Consider the following 21,283-nt stretch of genomic DNA (forward strand, 5'->3'; position numbering starts at 1 on the left):
GTCATCCGGGAAATAAAGCGGGATGCTGCACGGATAGCGGCCTGCAACTAAAAGACAGAAGTGTGATTGCCTTCAAATCAAATGTGAACCTAGTGTTAAATTCTGTTCAAAACTGGTTGCTCTGCATAAGGATTACAAATACATTCAACAATCATCGTATGGCAGGGGGTAGACGAGCCCGAAGGGAGAGAGGATGAATTCAATTTTTACCGAGGAGAACCTGCTGGCGTTCACCATGGCTGCGCGCTACAGCAGTTTTAGCAAGGCCGCCGAAGAGCTGGGTTTAACCACCTCCGCCATCAGCTACACCATCAAGCGAATGGAAACGGGGCTCGACGTGGTGCTGTTTACCCGCAATACCCGCAGCATTGAGCTAACCGAGTCCGGGCGTTATTTCTTCCGCAAGGCGACCGACCTGCTAAACGACTTCCACGCCATCAAGCGCAGTATTGATACCATCGCTCAGGGTATTGAGGCGCGGGTGCGCATCTGCATTAACCAGTTGCTCTACACCCCGCAGCATACCGCGCGGCTGTTGCAGGCCCTCAAAAAGCAGTTTCCAACCTGCCAGATAACCGTGACCACCGAAGTGTATAACGGCGTCTGGGATTCCATAATTAATAACCAGGCCAACATCGCCATTGGCGCGCCGGACACATTACTGGACGGCGGCGGAATTGATTACACCGAGATAGGGGCGATCCGTTGGTCGTTTGCCATTGCCCCGGATCACCCGCTGGCGTTTATGCCTGAACCTATTTCAGAAAGTCAGCTACGGTTGTACCCAAACATCATGGTCGAAGACACCGCGCATACCATTAACAAGAAGGTCGGCTGGCTGCTGCACGGGCAGGAGTCCATTCTGGTCCCCGATTTTAATACCAAATGTCAGTGCCAGATCCTCGGCGAAGGTATTGGCTTTTTGCCGGACTACATGGTGCGTGAGGCAATGGAGAAGTCGCTGCTGGTGACGCGTCAGATCCATAACCCGCGTCAGGATTCACGTATGCTGCTGGCAACCCAGCACTCGGCAACCGGCCGGGTCACTCAGTGGATTAAAAAGGAGTTTGGCCCACACGGGGTTCTGACGGGGATTTATCAGGATCTGCTGCATCGGGAATGAGATGCCGGATGACGGCGGCGCCGATCCGGCCTACAACTGCGCATATCAGGCGCGGATATCGTCATACTCGCGGGTTTTATCAAACTCATGTTTGGCAAATGGACACAGTGGAATAACCTTGCGGTTTTCGGCGCGCATTTTCTCCACCACCTTTGCCACCAGCAGTTTACCCACGCCCTGACCTTTCAGACTCGGGTCGACATCAGTATGTTCAATAATGCTCAGATGCTCGCCAGTCGGCACAAAGACGATTTCAGCGACCTGGTTGCCCTGCGCATCATTCACATAAAATTTGTTATGGCCTGCAAGAATTTCCATGGTTCCCTCACTTATTTCTGACGGTATTTCAGCGCACCGCTTGGGCAGGTATCGATAACCCTGATAACCGTGGCAACATCAACTTCATCAGGAATAATCCACGGTTTACGCTTGAGGTTGAACAGCTTCGCGCTGCCGCGCACACAGTTCCCCGAGTGCTGGCACATTGTCGTATTGAAATAGACGTCGATCTTCTCACCGGTATAGGCCCGGTAGCCTGCATCCAGTAGTTCCTTATCCATGACATTGCCTCAGTTATTTTTATTGTACCGAGTCTAATCATAGTCCGATGCAGGGTTGAAGGATGTAACAGGCGGCACAAATTGTCTCATGCCGCCTGAGGGTCATTATTTTGCGTCTTCAGACTCGAGCGTTCTTTCCGGCAGCATCGTCAGCATGGCCGGCGTGGGCGGCGGCAACCGGTTATCGGCAATGTGCTTGTCCACATCGACGTGACTGATTTCACCATTCTCATGGTGATGCACCGTCAGCACCCTGGCTTTGTTGAGCTCTGTTACCAGTTCCGGGGTAATACGCATGCTTTCTGCCAGCTCATGATGTTCAAGCCCAGGTCTGCGGTTGCGTCGTTCCACCCGAAAACGGTACTGGTTGTACTTCGCCCAGCCAATCAGCACCAGTCCGTTGATTAAGGCGACCAGCATGTAAAAAGTCACCGTATCCAGGGTGGTGAAAAACGGCCGCACGCCCATATACGGTGAGTGCGCCAGCGCGGTAATCAGCCCTTTATAAATCAGGTACAGAAACCCAACCCAGGCAATCAGCGTCAACAGCACGTCAATTATGCGTGGCAGGAGACGCCGCTCGGTAAAGATCAGTGGCTGGTTCATGGTTCGATCCTCCCTATTCCACGGTCAGGGCTCACCCAGCGCGCGCGCCCGCGTTTGCGTTTGAGCATCACTTTGGGGAACGCCACCAGCGTGGTAAACAGGCTCAGCATCCAGTACACCACCGGGAACCAGATAATCCAGAACAACGAGGCGCCAATGCCTTTTTCATAGCGTCGTTCGATCATCAGGCTCACGGCAAACTGCAGTAAACAGACCACGCCGAGGATGAGTCCGGTAAAGGCTGGCGGGAACAGATGCTGCACATATAACGAGTCAGGCATCGGCATGATCAGCCCTAACACGAACAGCAGGATGCTGACCGCATAGGCAAACGACCAGGCGGTCGAAAAACAGAACTCGAGGAACAGCGGCCACATGCGGCGGAATTCCCACGACCACAGGCGGCGCATGTTAACAATAAACACCTCAGCCCCACCCTGCGCCCAGCGCAGACGCTGTTTCCACAACCCTTTTAAGGTTTCAGGCATCAGGATCCAGCACAGCGCCCGCGGTTCAAAGAATACCGACCAGTGGCGCAACTGCAGCTTCCAACTGATGTCGATATCTTCGGTGATCATGTCGGGACTCCAGTATCCCACCTCAGCCAGCGCACGACGGCGAAACGCCGCAATCACGCCGGAGACGGTAAAGATCTGCCCATAGACTCGCTGGGTACGCTTGATAAGACCAATGATTGACGAAAACTCGCCGACCTGCACGCGGCCGATCAACGTGGAACGGGTACGGATACGCGGGTTCCCGGTTACCGCCCCCACACGCGGGAACTGGATCAGCGGGGCCACAATATAGGCCACCGCATCGCGATCCAGTAGCGCATCACCGTCGATGCACACCAGATAATCGCTACGCGCAGCGGCTGCACCGGTCTTGAGCGCCAGCGCTTTGCCCTGGTTCTCAGCTAAATGAATCACCCGCAGGCTGGGGTACTCAATTGCCAACTGTTCCAGCACGTCGTGCGTGTCGTCCGTTGAACCGTCGTTAATGGCAATAACTTCAATGTTCTTATAGCGCTGCGCCAGCGCGGCACCGATAGTTTCGCGGGCGTTGATCCCCTCGTTGTAGCAAGGGATCAAAATCGAAACCAGCGGATTCCCCTCCAGCGTCGGTGGCGGTGTATCGTCTCCCCATTTCCAGTGGCGCTCACGGTAAAACCAGAAGTACACCCCACCGCTTATCCACAAAGCAGACATGAACAAGGGCCAGAAGAAGACAAAGTTCAGCATCACTTCACCCGTAAAGATGACAGCCACGCCAAACGGCAGGCTGAACATCAGGCAAAGTATCAGGAAAGCAATAATGCGATCGGTCATTTTTGCGGGTACCAATATGATGAGAACGTCGAGCGAATCTCTGACATCTCGGGTTTGTCGCTGATGAAATCATCCGGATAATAACCGTAGTTACCTGCACCGCTTAATTTAAGCTGGCGCATCCATTCGGCTATCTGTTTACCACTGATTTCGGCCTGTTCGCCGGATTTACGCCAGTCGCGTGCCTGCAGCTCAAACACGGTCTTATCCAGCGCGCCTGGGGTCTGCGCAACGGCATTCACCAATCTGTCGAGCCAGGCATTGGCATCATTGGCTGGAATATTCTCCATTAATGGCATCGCCATCGGTGCAGTCCAGTCATAGGTATTGAGGAAGTCATTCAGGTTTTGTGCAAACCAGGCTTCACTTTCTGGCTCCAGTACCGGCATGGCGTAAATATTGCGCGCCGTTTGTACCTGCGGGCCACGAATATTACGCACCGAACGTGTCAGTTGCTGGGTAAAGTCGATCAGCATCTTACTTTTCAGGCGAGTCCAGCGCTCAAACGCCTGCGGATCGTTACGGATTTTCTCAATGCTGTCCGGAAGGCCCGCAGCGCGGTAGGCGGCTAACGCATCCGGCGAGGCATCTTCGAAGTCCGTCAGGAATGCATCATCATGGAACAATATGCCTTTGAAGCTGGCGTGCTTCGCCAGGTCTTCATAGATCTCGGTAATGCGCTGACGCGCTTCGCTACTCCAGGGAGACAGACGCACATACTGTTCGTGGTTAATCGCACTGCGTCCGGTTTTCGGATCCCATGCGGTGACACGCGGAATAGACGCATCGAGATCGAACGCCAGCACTGGCATCCAGGCATAAACCGTCACGCCAGCACGCGTTTGTAATTGCCAGGAGATGTAGTTAAAGAGATCGGCACGCATCGGCAGCCAACGGTTAGGGAAATAGAGTTCGCGAATATTCCCGTCGCCTTTGGGGTCGGCATACGCCTGCAGGAAGACATGTGAAATGCGCATGTCGTAAACACGCTGGATCAGCTTATCGATGTTTCTCTTCTGCTGGGCAGGATCCTTGTCATACACGTAATCCAGATCGACATGCATCACGCGCATGGTCTGCGGTTCACGTACCTGAGCGACCTGACTGGCAAAACGCTTAAGAGAAGGGTTATCTGAGATCAGTACACGCGGAATATCATCAAGGAACGCCGCATTCGCCAACCCTTCGTTGAGCGTAAACGCCATTTTATAGCCGTGCTCTTTGGCCAAATTCAACGTCGTACCGTTAGCAGCACCGTACGGCCACACCCACGCGCGAGGCGATTTCCCGGTTACAGACTTAATTTTGTTGGTGATCAACGAGATATCAGTATTAATGCGGCGAGTGTACTGCTCATCCGTTTCATACGTACCGGTTTTCTTGTCATACAGACGGTTCGCCACCGCCGGTTCTTTACTGCCCTGCGGGTTCGCCTCTGCGCCGAAATGTGAGTTCCAGGTATGCGCCCCGACTTCCACCAGCGGCGATTTGCCCATTTCCTCAACCATTTTCCAGGTAGCGAACTTGTCTCGGGCCGTCATCAGGCCACCAAAATCCACTTTTTTGTTGGCAGGGGCATCCACCCAGCTTCCCACCGGCGCCCATAGCGCAGGCCAGTTGTAGGCTTTTAGCAGCGGCCAGACGCGGGTATAAAAGCTGCTATAGCCGTCATCAAAGGTAAGTAAGACGGCTTTTTCAGGCAGCACGATTTTTCCGTCATGGGCATCGAGAATTTGCTGCACGCTGATCGGGTTATAGCCGTTGTCACGCAACCAGCCGATCTGATCGCTCAGCGCACTGGTACGTACAGAAAGATAGCGTTGATCCGCTGCGCCATCCTCAACATCGTGATAACCCAACACCAGGAAACTATTTTTTGGCCACGGATGGTCCGCCGTCAGCTCGGTTCTCTCTCCTGGAGGAACATAGCGAGGCGTCGTATTGTGCGCGCTACTACACGCGGTGATCATCAACCAGCCAGCGATGAGTGCGCCAAGCCACAGGCATCTTTTCAGCATGTTCTATCCTTAAAACCTAACATTCAAATCGAAAGCGAGGGAGATATTCCGCTCACGTTTACCGTCGTAGGGGCGTTTATCCCACATCAGCATCACCCCGCCATCCACGACGTTATTCCATTTAAGCCGCTGTCCGTAACCTAACTGAACTATCGCACCGCCATCTTCGCCTTGCTGCCAGTAGTTACCCACACCGCCCACGCCTTGCTGGGTCCAGACCGTGTCATAGTGTCGGTAAAGGACCTGCTCCGCGCTCAAGCCGGGTACCACAGAGAAATCGCTTTTGGGGTTGTAATACGGCACATTTTCTTTGGTGTTGGTACTGCCACCGATACCCGGCGTGAAGTCCAGCGTAAAGCGCGGCGTCGTCCACAGGCGCTCTTTTCCACTCAGCCCGTACTCAATGCGATCGTTACCATCCGAGAAATGTGATGCGGCAAACGACAACTGATACTCTCGTCGTTCGTTTTGATACCAGCGGACAAACACATCTCCACCGTTGGCGTACACGCCGCTACGCAATGCGCGTAGGGGCGTATTACGCGAAAGACGCTCCGCCGAACCGCCGACGCGCCAGTTATCGTTGAAATCATGCCAGCCAGAAAGACGGCCACCTATTTTCTGACCATCGCCATAATTACGACCTGAAACTTCCATTTCAGCCCAGTAGTCACGGGAGGTCCATTCCGCACCGGCCGCCAGATCGCGGCTAATGCCCTTACCTTCTTCAAATTCACCAGTAGCGAAGTTGAATCCAGTAAACAGTCGCCAGTTATCATTGATCGGTGGGCTGTAAATGGCGGTATTGATATTGAAGTCATTCTTACCGCTGACCGGGCTATCAGAGGAGATCCCCTGCGTGCCGCTGATCCGCAGTTCAGACATTTTATGCACATCGCGAATGCGCGCGAGACGCAGCGTTGCCTCATCATCCGGGCTACGAGCGATGACATCATCAGTCAGTTCATCGGCCTGCTTCCATTCCTGGAGATCCAGCGCCACATAAGCCTGCTGACGCTCCAGTTCCAGGTTGCTTGGCTCGATCACTTCCGCAAGCTTCAGTTCTTTTTCGGCGGCATGCGGCAAACCGCGGGCTTCGAGTACGGAAGAATAGAGGATACGTAGCCCCTGGTTACCCGAGCCAGTACGCGCCAGATGTTCCGTCAGCTTTTCGGCTTCGGGCAGCTCATTAGCGGCAATGTGATATTGCGCGAGTAGCGTCTGGCCAAGCAGCCAGTTATCGTTAGGCTGCGGCGTAGGCGAACCATAGATCCGTCGCAGGTACGGGCTGTCTTTGATTAACGCATCGACCTGTTTTTTGGCATCAACAAAGTTTTCATTATCGATATGCGCGTAGAACAGATCCTGTTGATCTTCAGGGCTAAGCGGCGTAACGGGTATCGGCCCGTTCGGATAGTAGATGCTCATCAGCATCGCTTCGGTTTTTTCCGGCTGACGTTCACTTAACCACGCGGAAGCCACCCAACGTTTTGCATAGTTGGGGACTTCGCCTTCGGCTGACAGTGATTCGTATTCGGTAATAACGTCAGCGGTACGCTTGCGGACCAGCAAGGCCCCCATACGGTCTATTCTCGCCCGACGCACATCGCCCTGGGCTGCGGGATCATCTTTCCAGGCAGCAAGCAGTTGGTCATAGCGGGCAAGGGCTTTGTCCGCCACGATAAAACGTTCTTCTTCATTGCGCGCGGTCGTATACGAAGAGCGCACCTTTTCGGCCGCGGCATCAAGCGCAAGGCGACGCTTCACGGGATCGGATGTGGGAACCTCTTCCGCCAGTCCCAACGCAGGTTCGGCTATGCGGTTGGCTGCCAGCGCGGACAACAGCGTTGATTTTGCATTTTTGTTACCCGGATCAACGTCAACCGCCTGACTGGCGACAAGCAATGCATCCCAGTTTTTATTCTGCGAATGGTACACGTAGGCAAGCAGGGCATCGGAATCGGCTCCCGGATGCGCTCGCGCCCATTTATTCGCCTCGGTCAGGGCTTGTTGATTGTAACGGGCATCTGCCAGCGTCATTATCCAGCCGGTACGAACATCCGCGTTATCAGGCTCTTCCTGCAACACGCTTTCCCAGATAGCTAAGGAATCATTCCAGCTTTTCTGATTGCGATACGCACGCGCAGCGGCAACTTTACCGCGCGCAGGCACATCCATCTTCCCACGATACTGCTGCCAGATAGCAATTGTTGTTTTGTCGTTGTTATCAACCCAACTGGAGACTTGCAGCCAGTCGGCAACCTGATTGGGCGTGAGCGCACTTTTCTTTCCCTGATCTTCAAGGTAGCGCAATAGTGGCGCGCTATTACCCCCTCGCGCTTCAATAATCAACGCATCATAATCTGATACTGCCGCAGAGATTTGTAGGGGGAAAAGAACGCTGGCCGTAAATAAACAACTTACAGACTTAAAGCGTGTAATGAATTTGGCATGTCGACGCATACTGAACATATCTTCCCTTATATCTTACACCAGAGTAAAAATAAGCGTTATCAATAGGTTATCGTCACTCCCTGACGGTTGCCGACCATGTAAAGAAACAGTGCCGCTTATTTAGCAATGTGGTTGTAACCCATTTAATTCTTTCGTCTTATTGACGACCAGCACCTCATCCACTAGTACAAGGAGGAGATCAAAAACTCATGAATTTTAACACTACGCGAACACGGTTGCTACGCGATAGGAAAACTCTTAAGCAAAAAAAGTATTTTAGACCATGTTCTCCTAATACTCCTGGGATTGAACACTGCGTTTCGGTTAATTTTGGCGGCAAAACCATGCCATTGCGGATAATATTTCAAAAAAATATAAGAACGTTACGTAACTGTTTGCCTGTTAACTAACTTGGGTGGTAGACAGAGAGATCTCTGAGATGTCTCTACCGGTCAGCATGCACATCCTACGAATGCGCCGACGTCGGTCAGGTCAACGTGGCGTATTATGAATGACGGTAGAATACGAACAGGCAGATTAATTTCCTGATAATTTTTATTTTCAGTATACGCTCATGGTTAAAATACAGACACCAATATTAAACTCACCACTATAAAAAGAAAAGTATTTTTACAGCACCCGTTATTTAAACGTTCTACATCATAGCCACTCCGGCTCTGCATAATGTAAAAATATCCAGTTAACTGCGCGATGAACAGGTCTTGAATTTTCCCACTAAATACATATATTACGCATCCCGTTCAGTACATGGAATAACCTTTAATTTTTTTAATTGATATTGGAGTTACGAATGTCAAATAAGAAAATTTCGCGGAACAATGGGGCAACAGGCTCCGTTAATAAGGTTGTCGCATGGTCAACAATCGCTTTACAGGCTCTGTATCCAGCCCTTCTCAGCTTCACGCCGACCATCAGCCATGCTTCAGCCGTTAAGGCATCGCAGGCCGCAGCTGAGCAGCAAGAACTGCGCGGCCTGTCTTCCCTCGCCGCACAGGCTGGCAGAAGCATTGAAAACGGCCATGCGGGAAGTTTTGCTGCCAATACCGTCTCGGCACAGGCAACGAAGGAGGTGGTAGAATGGCTGCAGCAATACGGTAATGCGCGTATTCAACTCAACGTCGATGACGCATTCTCGTTGAAAGATTCTGCGTTCGATTTCCTTTATCCGTGGGTTGATACAAAGCAGCATGTTTTATTTAGCCAGACATCGCTTCACCGTACCGATGACAGAACCCAAACCAATATCGGCATGGGTTATCGCTACTTCACGCCGGATAATTCAATGCTGGGCGCGAACTTATTTTATGACTACGATTTAAGTCGGCATCACGCACGTATGGGTGCAGGCGTTGAGTACTGGCGAGATTATTTACATGCAGGCGCGAATGCTTATTTAAGATTGTCAAAATGGAAGGATTCCCACGATCTGGGCGATTATCAGGAACGTCCGGCTGATGGCTGGGATATCTATACCAAAGGTTGGTTGCCGTCATATCCGCAACTGGGTGCATCGCTTAAATATGAAAAGTATTACGGCAAGAATGTCGGCCTCTTTGGCAGCGATCATCTGCAGGAAAATCCATACGCCTTTACGGGCGGGATCAGCTACACGCCGGTTCCGCTGGTTACGCTTTCTGCTGAACACAAGCAGGGGCAGAGTAATACTCATGATTCACGCTTCGGCATTGAAATTAACTATCGCCCCGGCATCCCGCTGGCGAAGCAACTGGACGGCGATAACGTTGCGGTGATGCGCGAAGTTCAGCACGGGCGCTACGATTTTGTCGAACGTAATAACAACATTGTTCTGGAATACCGCAAAAAATCGGTTCTGAAGATCCGCCTGCCTGAAAGCGTGCAGGGGGAAGGTGGCTCCGTTATTCCGGTGACTATTTCGCTGGATAAATCCCAATGGGGCATTCAGTCGGTAGAGTGGAACGATAGCGCATTTACCGCCGCTGGCGGGCGTATTTCCGGTAGCGGCACGTCATGGCAACTGACGTTGCCAGCGTATACACCAGGCGGTACCAATCACTGGCAGATCGGCGCAACGGCGCGAGATGTTAAAGGAAACGTCTCTAACTATGCGGTGATGAACGTGACAGTGACGGGGAGTTCAGCCTCAATCGGCACAATGGATTTTACATTAAACGGCGAGCATCAACCGATCATCGCGGCTGATGGGCAGTCGCAGCATCCGGTTACGTTGGTGCTAAAAGATGCCAATGGTAAACCGTTAACAGGGCTTGCCCATGACATTGAGTTGTCATTGGCATTTACGCCTGACGCACAGCAAAACCGTGAGCGTTCGGCACAGGCACCCAAGCTCGGTGAAGTACAGGAAACCCGTTCCGGGGTGTATACCGCGACGCTGACGCCGGGTTTAACGGCGGGTACGGCACGCATCACCGCTAAAGTCCTGGGTAAAACAGAAACTCTGACGGTAAAACTAAAAGCGGTTTCCGCCGAGGCGGCAAAATCGACGTTGACGGTAATGCCCATGGAACAGATCGTTGGGCACCCGATTAGCCTGACGTTAGAGGCAAAAGATAAAGACGGGAATGCCATTACCGGCGACGACAGCTTACGTTTTTATGCTGTTTCAGCCAGCGGCGAGGTTCGTTTTACTGCCGTAGAAGAGAAAGACGGCGTGTACCGCGCTAAGGCAACATCTGAACTGGCTCAGGCGACACGCATTGGTGTGGCATCACAAAAACATGATTTCTCCGGGCTGGAAAAACAAGCCACCTGGATTGCCGACAAAACGCAGCCGGTGGTTCAGGCTTTTAACCTGACCAGGGACAATGCGCTGGCGGATGGCAAACAGAGTAATGTCGCAGTCGTTACCCTGACCGACCGTTATGGCAACGCGCTGTCCGGATACACGGTTACCCTGGCGTTACCGCCACAGGTCAAGATCGCGAATGGGGAGAACGTTGTGAAGACCAATGCCAAAGGTGAAGCAACATTCTCACTGATCAGTTCAACGCCGGGAACATATGAGATTACGCTAAGCGCGGGGAACATCAGCTCATCACTGCGCGTAACATTTGCCTCTTCAATGACGGGCGCAACATTGTCTCTGGCAGCCAAAGACAATGGCGCAATCACCAATATTGCTGCAAACGGTCGCGATGGCGCCACGCTTGAGGTAAGGCTCAACAATACCGCCGCGTCGGTTGAAGGACAGAAAGTGGAGCTTATCGTAACGCCGCAAGGGCTCGTATACCCGGACAAAATCACCACCAATAAAGACGGCTACGCAACGGTGACGTTAACCACGGTTAAGGCGGGTAATTACACCGTGAAAGCCATGGCTACAGACGGGCAACAGAGTATTGAGTCCTCGAGCGTTGAACTGGGCTTTGTACCTGATATTAACAGCGCGGTGCTGAGTTTGACCGCACCAGCAGAGAGCATCGCGGCGAACGCATCAGCTAAGCACGAAATTCAGGTACAGGTTGTCGACGGTGAAAACAACCCATTTAGCGGTGACGTGAACCTGACCAGCGAACCCGCCGGTGGATTAAAACTTGACCAGTCCGAACTGACATTGGATGAGAAAGGAATGGCATCAACAACCTTTGTTGCCGCAGAGGCCGGGCGCTATCAATTGCAGGCAACCTTCATCAAAGAGGGTAAACGCGTTACGGCGAGTAAGGTAGTGGAGGTGGTATCGGATCTGCAAAATGCAGTCTTGACGATCGAACCGTCAACCACCTCAGCCATAGTGAGTGATGTGGATAACGTGGCGTTTACCCTGCATCTGAGCGATACATCGGGTAACAGCGTCAGCAACCGTAAGCTGAAAATTACGGCCACAGGCCCATCGTCACGCGATCCTCTGCAGATTGATAATACGCTTGTCACCACCAATGACTCCGGTACTGCGACCGTGAATGTCCACGGCCATAAGGCGGGTCGTTACACGCTGACCGCCACATTGGCTGAACACGGTAGCAACGTCTCGGCAAATGCTTCGCTGACGCTGAATGCTGATGCCCAGAATCCGGTACTCACTCTGGAGCAGGATCCTGGCTATGCCGTTGCCAACCTTGAACCGGTAGGCTTTATGGCCCGATTGCAGGATAAGTTCGGTAACCCGTTAAACGGCAGTGTCGAATTTAGCGCGGGCAGCAAAGCCCAACCCAGCAGCGGAACCTTTACGATGACGCCGGATAAAACCAACTTTACGTTAGGAAATGCCTACTCACAGCTGAGAACGGATACCGCTGGTGAAAGTTGGGTGAGGGTGAAGGCAACGACGGGAGATAAAACGCTGGAAAAAGAACTCACCGTCTGGGTAGTTGAAAACCATAAACCGAATTCCTGATTCGGGATATACACCGGAGATAGCCGCGGCTCAGCGGCTATCTCCCTTATCTATTTATTCAGCCCTCTGAGGCTCTGGACTGTAATAGGTTTAACACGCTCAAATCCCTCCTCGACGCCCCCCTTCCCCTGTTGATCTGAAAACGCCCATCAATATAATAAGTGGGGCTGGAAATAGCGACAAACCCTCAGGTAATATATTTACAGACTGAAGACCACGCTGTCATAATTAATTTATCACGTAACAAACTATGCAGGGAGACTTAAATCTACTATCCGGCACGGCCGTTTGCATAACATGAATAACACATAGCATATATCATCAATTCGGAGTCTTACATTTTCACTCTCAAAAATGTAACCCGATAAATATTTTACCCCAAAAATGTTAAATTTTTATTATGATTATTTTGCGGAGAGCTTATGAACAAAATATATCAGATAAAATGGAGTAAAGTCCGTAATTGCTGGTGTGTGTGCTCAGAGCTTGGAAGGAAGAATACGAAAAAAAAGTCCAGGGCGTTATTAGCTGGTGCCGTAGCGTTATGCTCATCGATGGCCCTGGCTAATGATATTGATGTAAGCACAGATAACACCGTTGATTTTGGCACAGGCAACCAGTCCATTAATTACCATATCAATGTAAAAGACAATGCCAACCTGGTGATCAATGCACCGGACTCGCGTCCCCGCCTGACCTTCACATCAGGAGGCGGGCTGGATATTACCCAGGGAACAGTGCGTATCAACGGCGAACTGAACATTCTGCTGAAAGGCACCGGTTACCTTAACGTCTCTAATGCAGGCAGTGAACTCTACGCTGACGACTTATATGACAGCGCGTCAGATAACTGGCGAACGGGCGGTTATTTTAACGTGTCTGATGGCGGTAAGATTCATGTTAAAGGGACCACCCGCCTGACCTATGAAAGGGGAAACGTTAGCGGTGAGGGTAGCCAGGTCAATACACAAACATTCTTTATGGGTGTATTCAAAAGCTACGGTGGCGATCAATTCCTGTCAGTTAATAATAAGGGGGAAGTTAACGCCAGTGATAAATTAAGTCTCGGGTATTACAATCAAGATTCCAATACCACATTGGTCGTATCCGACATGGGGAAGATCTCTGCCCCTGAAGTTAGCCTAAGTACAAACTCAGAATTAGCATTAGGCGCTCAGGAAGGTGAGAAAGCGAAAGCTGCCGGGATTATTGACGCCAAGAAAATAGAGTTTGTTTGGGCGGGTACGGACAATAAAAAAATCACCCTGAACCACACCAGCGATAACGCCAATATATCAGCGGATATATCAAGTGGCAGCGAGGGGCTGGGTTATATTAATGCACTTAACGGCACAACGTTTCTGTCTGGGGATAACTCAAAATTTAGCGGTAAAGTAAAAATTGCCAAGAATGCCACACTTGGGGTTACGCAGAACCTGGGAACCGCGGATATCAGCAATAGCGGTAAACTCTTGCTGAATGCCCAGGACAACATGGCGTTTACCAATAAGGTTTCGGGGAATGGCATTATCTCCGTCGGCACCGGAAATGTGGCGCTATTGGGTGATAACACCGCCTTTAAAGGAAAGATCAATGTTGAATCGGGCGCCGTTGCGAGCGTTTCTGATCAGAAAAATCTCGGTTCTGCCGGGTTATCCGTTGCCGGGACGCTGCAGCTCAATAGTACAAGCGACTGGTTGTTTAACCACCAGATTGCTGGCTCTGGCATCCTGGAGGTCGATACGGGAAACCACGCTTTCTCTTTTAAAAACAGCGCGGTGACATCCGGATTTACGGGTGCTCTGGCGTTACAGAATACGACATTCAACCTGCAGGGAACCAACGCCGATGCTCTTGCAAAAGCAGGGCTAATTGCAGGAAAAGGGAGTGAAATTTCACTGGGAACGGGCACACAGTCCATTGGAAGCCTGGCCTTTTCTGGCGGAACCATTGCGTTTGGTAACATTACCCCCGGCATACACCACACCGATAAAATGGTGAATGTCAAAGAGGAGTTAGACCTGACGGGATCTGGTGCTGTGCAGGTGAATCCTGTGGGCGTAGTAGACGCTATAGCGCAAGATATTGATACCGGTCTCTCTTTAATGGAGCAGGAAGACGCCAATGCGGAAATTAAACTGGTGTCCACCCAGTCAGGAACCGGTGTAACAGGTGACGCCGGAAACCTGCAACTGCAGGATCTAAACGGTAACGCGATAACAGATGCTGTTCAGCATGACATTAGCCAGAACGGACAGGTGGTAGCCAAAGGAACTTACGACTATCGCCTGACCAGCGGGAAAAACCATGATGGTCTTTATGTAGGCTACGGTCTGACGCAGATTGAACTACAAGGACAGGGGCAGAATGCACTACTGCTGGACGCCAACGGAAAAACCGGGGCGGCTGCGGAATTAAGCTCTCGCCTGAGCGGCTCCGGGGATCTGGCGCTTGACAGCCAGAAAGGCCAGACAGTTTCACTTTCTGGTCTGAATAATGATTACACCGGCCTAACCGATTTGCGCAGCGGTAATCTGCTGATGCTCAATGATAATGTACTGGGCCATACGTCAGGTCTTCAGATGGCAGAAGAGACCGTTCTGGATATGAATGGGCATAGCCAGACGATTGGGCAGCTAACCGGCGCCGTAGGATCGGTTCTGAATATTAATGGCGGTAGCCTGACGATTTCTAACGGCGGAACGTCATCAGGGACATTGGCCGGCAGCGGTAATCTCAACATAGATAACGGCGTCTTTAATGTGAATGGCAGTAATGCGTCCTTAAGCGCAACAACGACCATCGCGTCCGGCGCAGAGGTCAAACTAGATAACGTTCAGGGATTGGGGGCCGGGAATATTATTGCCGATGGTCATCTCAACCTGAATACCGTTGAGGGGAAATTGTCCAACAACCTGAGCGGCAAGGGTGAAGTTTCATTCAGCGAATCTAACGTCGCTCTCGAGGGGGATAACCGCGGGTTTAGCGGTCACGTTAAACTGGATAAAAACACACAATTAGTTGCGTCAGCCGCCGGCCATCTCGGGGGAGCAACCATTCACAATCAGGGTGACTTGATCCTTAACAGCATGGATGACTGGACCCTGCAAAACCAAGTCGATGGCAGCGGTAATGTCATCAAGCAGGGCCAGGGTACTATCACGCTGACCGCGAATTCCGCCTATACCGGCACTACGGATATTCAACAAGGGGGGCTGATACTGGGTCAGGAGGATGCGCCGGTTACGCTGGCGAGCCAGCAGGTCAATATTTCTTCTGCCGGTATGCTCTCAGGCGCGGGAACAGTGTCAGGCAGTATCCATAATGCCGGATTGTTCGTTGCCGGAAATGGCACATCAGGTCGCTTTACTGTTGGCGGGAATCTCTCTAACCAGGGTGCGATATCTTTGGGGAATAGTGGGCAGTCCGCCGGCAACCAGCTGATTGTTGAGGGGAATTACCACGGCAATAATGGCCTGATTAATTTTGATACTGTTCTGGGGGACGACCGTTCGGCCACCGATAAGCTTATTGTAAAAGGTGACACCACTGGCAGTACTCAAGTAAGTATCACCAATGCAGGGGGCCAAGGTTCACAAACTCTGGAGGGGATTGAGCTTATTCATGTAGATGGCCGTTCTGAAGGTGATTTTTCTCAGAGCGGGCGTATCACTGCGGGCGCTTATGATTATTCATTGGTTCGGGGCCAGGGGGCTAACAATAGCCACTGGTTTCTGACCAGCCAGTTGATTAAACCTGAAAATCCCGAACAACCGGTTTCGCCCACAGAGCATACGCTTCGCCCGGAAGGGGGAACCTATACCGCGAACCATGCGGCAGTAAATACCCTGTTCAACATGAGGCTACACGATCGCGCGGGAGAAACGCAGTACACAGACATGTTAACCGGAGAGACAAAAAACACCGCTATGTGGATGCGTCAGACAGGGGGCCATCATAGTTGGTATGACGGTAGCAGCCAGCTGCGTACTCAAAGCAATCGCTATGTGATGCAGCTCGGCAGCGATATCGTGCAGGGCTCAACTAACGGGCGTGATAGCTGGCGTCTCGGGATCATGGCCGGGTATGGCCATGATAATAATCAGACCCGCTCATCAGCCACGGGTTATACCTCGCGAGGTAGCGTCAATGGCTATAGCACGGGTCTTTACGCCACATGGTATGCCGATAACGTCGATCATAACGGTCTGTACCTCGACGGCTGGGCGCAATATGGATGGTTTGATAACTATGTAAAAGGTGAAGGACTGGCTTCTGAAGCCTATAAATCCAAAGGTCTGACGGCATCTGTTGAAACAGGGTATACCTTTAACGTTGGCGAATTCTCCGGTAGCCAGGGAACCGTTAATGAGTGGTATATTCAGCCGCAGGCGCAGGTTACCTGGATGGGGGTCAAATCTGATGACCATCGAGAGGCTAACAGAACGCGTATCGAGATGAACGGCAACGGTAATGTTCAAACCCGTCTTGGAGCCAGAGCCTACCTGAAAAGCGTTAATAAAATGGATGAGGGCAAAGGCCGTGAATTCCAGCCATTTATTGAGGCTAACTGGATTCATAATACGCGCAGTTTTAGCACGAAAATGGATGACGTTAGCGTCAGCCAGGAAGGTGCGCGTAATCTGGGAGAAATTAAACTGGGTGTTGAAGGCCAGATTACACCAGATTTAAATCTGTGGGGTAATGTGGGCGTCCAGATGGGAGACAACGGTTACAACAACAGCGCGGCAACGTTAGGGCTGAAATATCATTTCTAATCGGCCCGCAACAAGAGATAGCCGGGGTGTTTTTGTAAGCACCCTGGCTACTGCTGCTTGCAAGCCTATTATCTGATTCATTCATAATCATTTCTACGTTAGCCAATACCATGCAAAGGATTGATGAATATCACTCATAGTCTCTATCCCCCTGCTGGTGATTATCAGCAAGCCTAAACTCGTTAACATATCCAATCCAATTAATGACAGCAGCCATCTTGATAAGATATTTATTGTTGATGGTTACGACATCCAGACAATCAGTAGCAGTCTTAGACTCTCGGTCCAGTAGGTCAGACAGCGGCATATCCTTAAAGCGTTGCTTGCGGTTCTTAGGCAACTGACTGTTGGAGGACGTCTCGGACCCTGAGCATATGTGAACGGGTCGCCTTACCCACATCCTGAATTGTCAGATAGTCGAATGTCTCGATTAACGTAGAGTGTGACGCTCGGTTCTCGCTTGGGGTCGCTGGCTTCCAGTTCTGGGCGTTCTCCTGCTCATACTGCTCAATGAGAGACGCCAGGTCAGAGCCTTATGTTCAGGGACTTCAGGTTCAGCCAATACAGTAGCGGTGCCTCTGTCTTTGATTCGTAGTGATACTGACGCTAGTTTATAACGGTTGTGGGAAGGAAGCGAAGCGGTCAGGCGACCAGTGGTCTTCATCCTAAGACGGATGTAAAAGACACCATTACGCTGATAAAGGTAGGTTCTTAAGTTGAGCATGTACTGAGACCTTAGGTCTGCTCACTACTTCAACAAAGTTAGTCACAGTGTTGGTTACAGTGAGTAAAACTATCGGAAGGCGTTAAGCCGTATCCCTTAGGATTCAGTAACTTATTGGACTTTAAGAAGTGCGATGGAGCGGGCGAAGGGATTAGAACAAGCTGTTCAATAAATTGAAAAATATTAAGTTTTCAAGTTATAACTTTACTTATACCCCCAAAGATACCCCCAAAGCACAGAGGCTTTGAATTCAAGCAATTACCTTTGTCGATAAATCAGCAGGAAGCGGGATGATAGCAAATGGCAGGCATACTCGAAAGCAGCGACACCATTAGCATCAGACTATTTACGATTTAATAAACCCAGATCGCGGCGGGCTCTCATAATATCAATAATCGTGAGATATGGCGTTTGTTCTTGCCAGCTAAACCCTCTGCGATCGATACGAACCAGTTCGTACTTTTCCACTAGAAAGTTAATGGCATTAGCGAGAGTGATACCGGCATCGATATGTTCCTTTATAACGGTTTCATCACTGAACGGCGTATCGTTCAGGGTCAGACCATAGTGTTTTTCCAGTAGCCGTGTAAGTAGCATTTGCCAGACTGCAACGGGCAGCAGGCAGGGCTTCGCCGACCGCGAAATTGTAGCAGGTAGAATTTTCATATTTGCTCTCGTGAAATTTGTTAGCGCTGAGTGGAATAAACAGCGACGTATACATAGCCGCAACTGCCAAGGGTGTCGGCTTCGCAGGTAAAACCGTTGTGATACAGGGTGACGCAGTGGGCGTGGCGAGGATTCATTTCACCCGTGGTCAGCATGGATTCCATCCGGCTGATAAAATGCGGAAATGCCACATCCAGCTTAAGACATTCGGCATTACTGAACTTACCTGTGATACTGGCCCGGTCAGCCAGATAATGCAGCCGGTTACCCTCCTGCACCAGGCGAGCTCCCAGGCGCGGCATGATATCCCGCTGCAGGCCCCATGTGATGTAACTCATTGATAACCTCCTTTATTGTCAGTTCAGGGTAATACTCATCAGGCAGGCATAAGGCCCGTTGCGGTCCTGGCGGCGTTCGGCGTACACAGCCAGGACTCCTGTGATATCCGGAACATCCCTGCCGGTGTAATGACAGACGCTACCGTGCCACTGGTATTTGCCAGTGCAGTAGCGAAAGATTCGGGACTCAGGATGCTGGCGGTATATCGTCATTGCCCTGCGTTTACTGATAATTTTCATGTAATACCTCACAGCAGACCGTGTTCTGCGAACGAATAGATTTGCCTGCCACCAACAATCAGATGGTCAGGGACACGGATATCCACCAGTTGAAGTACCTGAACCAGTCGCTGCGTGAGGGCTTTATCAGCCTGGCTGGGCGTTGTCTCGCCGGAAGGATGGTTATGCGCCAGTATCACCGCCGCCGCATTGAAATACAGAGCACGTTTGACTACTTCCCGGGGATGGACCTCGGTGCGGTTAATCGTGCCGCTAAAGAGCGTCTCATGGGCAATAAGCTGATTCTGGTTGTCCAGATACAACACCCGGAACTCTTCCCGCTCAAGTGCGGCCATATGCAGTCGTAACCATTCCCGAACGGCATGAGTGGAGGTGAAGGCTACCCCGGGCTCATGCAGATGCCGGTCCAGAATCCTGAGGGCACGCTGGATGAGACGCCGGTCCTGTGGCGTTATCTCGCCGGGCAAAAAGGAAAGCTGTTTCATTCGTTGTACCTCCGGTCAGTCGATGATGCGCAGAATGGCGTGAGCTTCAGGATGCTGCAGGGCATAGTCCCGCAGGCGATAATAGTGTGCGGTCATAGCGTCACATTCTGTACGACAGGCGTGATGGCTGTATTCAATAAGGCAGACAGCGATACCTGCAGCTTTTGCGCTCATTTCCGCACCATTGCCGTTCATGCCGTTGAGCAGATGCCATTTATCGTCACCGTCTGCATCAGGGGCCATAAACGCGCCGCCATTGCTGAGCGTGTAAAAGGACCAGATACCACCGCTGTACTCATCACAGAAGCGGTCCATCCAGGCGAAAATACGGGGTTCCAGCGATATCCACTGCTGGATAGCGCCAAAGTACAGCGGCCAGAAATCGAGACGCTGTTCGTCAGGTACGGGTGTTGCAGTAAGGTCAAATTGAGGTTCATTAGCGGACATCAATTCGCATTGTGTTTGTGTCGTCATGGATATTCTCCGTCAATAAAAAACGCCAGCGACGATGGCTGGCGTATGGGGGATATGCAGGAATGATGAATGGATGTGGTCAGGAGGAGGATGCTCTGAGGATGCCATACTGCCGGAGATAACGGTTAAGCCCTTCACCAGCGTCAGGTTCAAAGCTCCACGCCCGCCAGACCATTCGGCCTTCAAGGTCGCGAACCACTAGGCGGAAGTGGCTGCACTGGTCATCTTCAATGCTGATGTTGTGATACCGGCGGGTAACCGCTTCAGCCTGCTGTCGGGTGAAAGGTCCCGGTGGCAAAATTTGAGATTCAGACATTCGGTGTACCTTAAAAACAAAAGCCCCTGGCGCAGAAGCGTCAGGGGCTGTGGGAGTTTGCATGTGTGGGGTGATTATCAGTAACCGGTTTGTACCTTATACAGCCGCAGGGTTTTGCTGCCCCGTACAATTTTCACATACAGGGCATTATCTTTCGTGTCTTGCACAAAACCGGCCTGCACATCGCCCTTACAGTCACCACCGTCGTAAGGAATGTTGACGCCAGTCTGGAGCACCAGGTCGATAACGCCGAAGCTTAAGTCCTCACAGGCCGGACCCGGCAGGTCCTGAATCAGGGCAAATTTATGGTCGCCGCTGACACCGGTCAGTGAGCACATGGACGTATTGATATCGTTTCCCTGGCACCAGTACTCCTGGCCGGGATTGTCTTTATCCATCAGACTTGCCGGAAGCTGAGCGGCACCAGCACTGAAGGCGGCAAGTGACAGAATGAGGGCAGGTACAGCAGAGGTCATTATTTTCAGCATGGTCTTCTTCCTGAATTAATCCAGCCCGCTGTCGGGCAAAATGAGAGATGTTGATATCGGGTGTTATCAGAAGCGCCGGTAGCGAAACAGCTCTTTGCCCTGGTAAAGAGCCACCAGGTCGTCATATTCCGGCTTCTTCTGGTTGGGTTTAAAGGTCACTACCGTGCCCGGACGGCACAGGTCTTTTACAGTGAGACCGAATTTCTTGTCTGGAGTAATGGTGAATCCCTTCGATACATCGTTGTGCATGATAGTTATCCAGCCCCATATGCTAAATATTATAAGAATAATAGTTTAACTTAGCATAGAACACTACGCCCCACCCTTT

The 21,283-nt window shown here is 51.3% G+C and carries 16 protein-coding genes and 2 pseudogenes; 3 read left to right on the forward strand and 15 right to left on the reverse strand.

Going from position 1 to position 21,283, the window contains the following annotated elements; all coding sequences use genetic code 11:
• The first annotated feature begins 193 nt into the window (after positions 1 to 193).
• Positions 194 to 1,123, forward strand: a complete 930-nt coding sequence (locus FCH32_RS21595) for a LysR substrate-binding domain-containing protein (RefSeq protein ID WP_096755815.1) — start codon at positions 194 to 196, stop codon at positions 1,121 to 1,123.
• 45 nt (positions 1,124 to 1,168) lie between these two features.
• On the opposite strand, the gene FCH32_RS21600 is transcribed toward FCH32_RS21595, so the two are convergent.
• The 6 genes from FCH32_RS21600 to pgaA all read right to left on the reverse strand — a co-directional run bounded on the left by FCH32_RS21600 (position 1,169) and on the right by pgaA (position 8,110).
• Complete coding sequence (locus tag FCH32_RS21600) at positions 1,169 to 1,441, reverse strand: GNAT family N-acetyltransferase (protein ID WP_096755814.1); 273 nt, start codon at positions 1,439 to 1,441, stop codon at positions 1,169 to 1,171.
• Between the two features lie 11 nt (positions 1,442 to 1,452).
• Positions 1,453 to 1,683, reverse strand: a complete 231-nt coding sequence (gene yjdI, locus FCH32_RS21605) for a 4Fe-4S mono-cluster protein YjdI (RefSeq protein WP_115257549.1) — start codon at positions 1,681 to 1,683, stop codon at positions 1,453 to 1,455.
• A 105-nt stretch (positions 1,684 to 1,788) separates the two neighbouring features.
• A complete protein-coding gene (gene pgaD, locus FCH32_RS21610; RefSeq protein ID WP_115257548.1) occupies positions 1,789 to 2,289 on the reverse strand; it encodes a poly-beta-1,6-N-acetyl-D-glucosamine biosynthesis protein PgaD in 501 nt (166 codons plus the stop codon).
• Positions 2,286 to 3,620 (reverse strand): poly-beta-1,6-N-acetyl-D-glucosamine synthase, encoded by a 1,335-nt coding sequence (gene pgaC / locus FCH32_RS21615; RefSeq protein ID WP_174361498.1) that lies wholly within the window; start codon positions 3,618 to 3,620, stop codon positions 2,286 to 2,288. The genes pgaD and pgaC overlap by 4 nt, the downstream gene beginning before the upstream one ends.
• Positions 3,617 to 5,638, reverse strand: coding sequence for a poly-beta-1,6-N-acetyl-D-glucosamine N-deacetylase PgaB (pgaB, locus tag FCH32_RS21620; protein ID WP_117343807.1), 2,022 nt, complete (start codon positions 5,636 to 5,638; stop codon positions 3,617 to 3,619). The genes pgaC and pgaB overlap by 4 nt, the downstream gene beginning before the upstream one ends.
• A 9-nt stretch (positions 5,639 to 5,647) precedes the next feature.
• A complete protein-coding gene (pgaA, locus tag FCH32_RS21625; protein ID WP_174361499.1) occupies positions 5,648 to 8,110 on the reverse strand; it encodes a poly-beta-1,6 N-acetyl-D-glucosamine export porin PgaA in 2,463 nt (820 codons plus the stop codon).
• A gap of 793 nt (positions 8,111 to 8,903) precedes the next feature.
• On the opposite strand from pgaA, the gene FCH32_RS21630 reads away from it, so the two are divergent.
• Positions 8,904 to 12,446, forward strand: a complete 3,543-nt coding sequence (locus tag FCH32_RS21630) for an inverse autotransporter beta domain-containing protein (protein ID WP_174361500.1) — start codon at positions 8,904 to 8,906, stop codon at positions 12,444 to 12,446.
• Positions 12,447 to 12,868: 422 nt separating this feature from the next.
• Positions 12,869 to 17,224, forward strand: a complete 4,356-nt coding sequence (locus FCH32_RS21635) for an autotransporter outer membrane beta-barrel domain-containing protein (RefSeq protein WP_174361501.1) — start codon at positions 12,869 to 12,871, stop codon at positions 17,222 to 17,224.
• A gap of 196 nt (positions 17,225 to 17,420) precedes the next feature.
• Here FCH32_RS21635 and FCH32_RS21640 read toward each other — a convergent pair.
• The 9 genes and pseudogenes from FCH32_RS21640 to FCH32_RS21680 form a co-directional block, all read right to left on the reverse strand.
• Positions 17,421 to 17,948, reverse strand: a pseudogene (locus FCH32_RS21640) (hypothetical protein); the annotation flags it as partial.
• Between the two features lie 342 nt (positions 17,949 to 18,290).
• A complete protein-coding gene (locus FCH32_RS21645) occupies positions 18,291 to 18,614 on the reverse strand; it encodes a TA system toxin CbtA family protein (protein ID WP_174361502.1) in 324 nt (107 codons plus the stop codon).
• A gap of 20 nt (positions 18,615 to 18,634) precedes the next feature.
• Entirely contained in the window at positions 18,635 to 18,952 is a 318-nt protein-coding gene (locus tag FCH32_RS21650) for a type IV toxin-antitoxin system YeeU family antitoxin (protein WP_174361503.1), read from the reverse strand.
• 18 nt (positions 18,953 to 18,970) lie between these two features.
• Positions 18,971 to 19,192 (reverse strand): DUF987 domain-containing protein, encoded by a 222-nt coding sequence (locus tag FCH32_RS21655; RefSeq protein ID WP_000691995.1) that lies wholly within the window; start codon positions 19,190 to 19,192, stop codon positions 18,971 to 18,973.
• An 8-nt stretch (positions 19,193 to 19,200) separates the two neighbouring features.
• Positions 19,201 to 19,677 carry a JAB domain-containing protein gene (locus FCH32_RS21660; protein ID WP_108168486.1) on the reverse strand — a complete coding sequence of 159 codons (477 nt, stop codon included), beginning with the start codon at positions 19,675 to 19,677 and terminating at the stop codon, positions 19,201 to 19,203.
• Positions 19,678 to 19,692: 15 nt separating this feature from the next.
• Positions 19,693 to 20,151 carry an antirestriction protein gene (locus FCH32_RS21665; RefSeq protein WP_174361504.1) on the reverse strand — a complete coding sequence of 153 codons (459 nt, stop codon included), beginning with the start codon at positions 20,149 to 20,151 and terminating at the stop codon, positions 19,693 to 19,695.
• Positions 20,152 to 20,230: 79 nt separating this feature from the next.
• On the reverse strand, positions 20,231 to 20,467 hold the full coding sequence (locus FCH32_RS21670; protein ID WP_174361505.1) for a DUF905 domain-containing protein: 237 nt from the start codon (positions 20,465 to 20,467) through the stop codon (positions 20,231 to 20,233).
• A gap of 77 nt (positions 20,468 to 20,544) precedes the next feature.
• Entirely contained in the window at positions 20,545 to 20,955 is a 411-nt protein-coding gene (locus FCH32_RS21675; RefSeq protein WP_174361506.1) for a hypothetical protein, read from the reverse strand.
• A 66-nt stretch (positions 20,956 to 21,021) separates the two neighbouring features.
• Positions 21,022 to 21,225: pseudogene (locus tag FCH32_RS21680) on the reverse strand (hypothetical protein); the annotation flags it as partial.
• Between the last annotated feature and the right edge of the window lie 58 nt (positions 21,226 to 21,283).

The organism is Citrobacter gillenii (genome assembly GCF_013337685.1).
Taxonomy (GTDB): Bacteria; Pseudomonadota; Gammaproteobacteria; order Enterobacterales; family Enterobacteriaceae; genus Citrobacter; species Citrobacter gillenii.

Excerpts from the sequence above, each read along its gene's own strand:
- pgaB (WP_117343807.1), bottom strand. The coding sequence starts at position 5,638 with ATGCTGAAAAGATGCCTGTGGCTTGGCGCACTCATCGCTGGCTGGTTG.
- FCH32_RS21660 (WP_108168486.1), bottom strand. The coding sequence starts at position 19,677 with ATGAAACAGCTTTCCTTTTTGCCCGGCGAGATAACGCCACAGGACCGG.
- FCH32_RS21655 (WP_000691995.1), bottom strand. The coding sequence starts at position 19,192 with ATGAAAATTATCAGTAAACGCAGGGCAATGACGATATACCGCCAGCAT.
- pgaD (WP_115257548.1), bottom strand. The coding sequence starts at position 2,289 with ATGAACCAGCCACTGATCTTTACCGAGCGGCGTCTCCTGCCACGCATA.
- FCH32_RS21670 (WP_174361505.1), bottom strand. The coding sequence starts at position 20,467 with ATGTCTGAATCTCAAATTTTGCCACCGGGACCTTTCACCCGACAGCAG.
- FCH32_RS21595 (WP_096755815.1), top strand. The coding sequence starts at position 194 with ATGAATTCAATTTTTACCGAGGAGAACCTGCTGGCGTTCACCATGGCT.
- pgaA (WP_174361499.1), bottom strand. The coding sequence starts at position 8,110 with ATGTTCAGTATGCGTCGACATGCCAAATTCATTACACGCTTTAAGTCT.
- FCH32_RS21665 (WP_174361504.1), bottom strand. The coding sequence starts at position 20,151 with ATGACGACACAAACACAATGCGAATTGATGTCCGCTAATGAACCTCAA.
- FCH32_RS21600 (WP_096755814.1), bottom strand. The coding sequence starts at position 1,441 with ATGGAAATTCTTGCAGGCCATAACAAATTTTATGTGAATGATGCGCAG.
- FCH32_RS21630 (WP_174361500.1), top strand. The coding sequence starts at position 8,904 with ATGTCAAATAAGAAAATTTCGCGGAACAATGGGGCAACAGGCTCCGTT.
- yjdI (WP_115257549.1), bottom strand. The coding sequence starts at position 1,683 with ATGGATAAGGAACTACTGGATGCAGGCTACCGGGCCTATACCGGTGAG.
- FCH32_RS21635 (WP_174361501.1), top strand. The coding sequence starts at position 12,869 with ATGAACAAAATATATCAGATAAAATGGAGTAAAGTCCGTAATTGCTGG.
- FCH32_RS21675 (WP_174361506.1), bottom strand. The coding sequence starts at position 20,955 with ATGCTGAAAATAATGACCTCTGCTGTACCTGCCCTCATTCTGTCACTT.
- FCH32_RS21650 (WP_174361503.1), bottom strand. The coding sequence starts at position 18,952 with ATGAGTTACATCACATGGGGCCTGCAGCGGGATATCATGCCGCGCCTG.
- pgaC (WP_174361498.1), bottom strand. The coding sequence starts at position 3,620 with ATGACCGATCGCATTATTGCTTTCCTGATACTTTGCCTGATGTTCAGC.
- FCH32_RS21645 (WP_174361502.1), bottom strand. The coding sequence starts at position 18,614 with ATGAAAATTCTACCTGCTACAATTTCGCGGTCGGCGAAGCCCTGCCTG.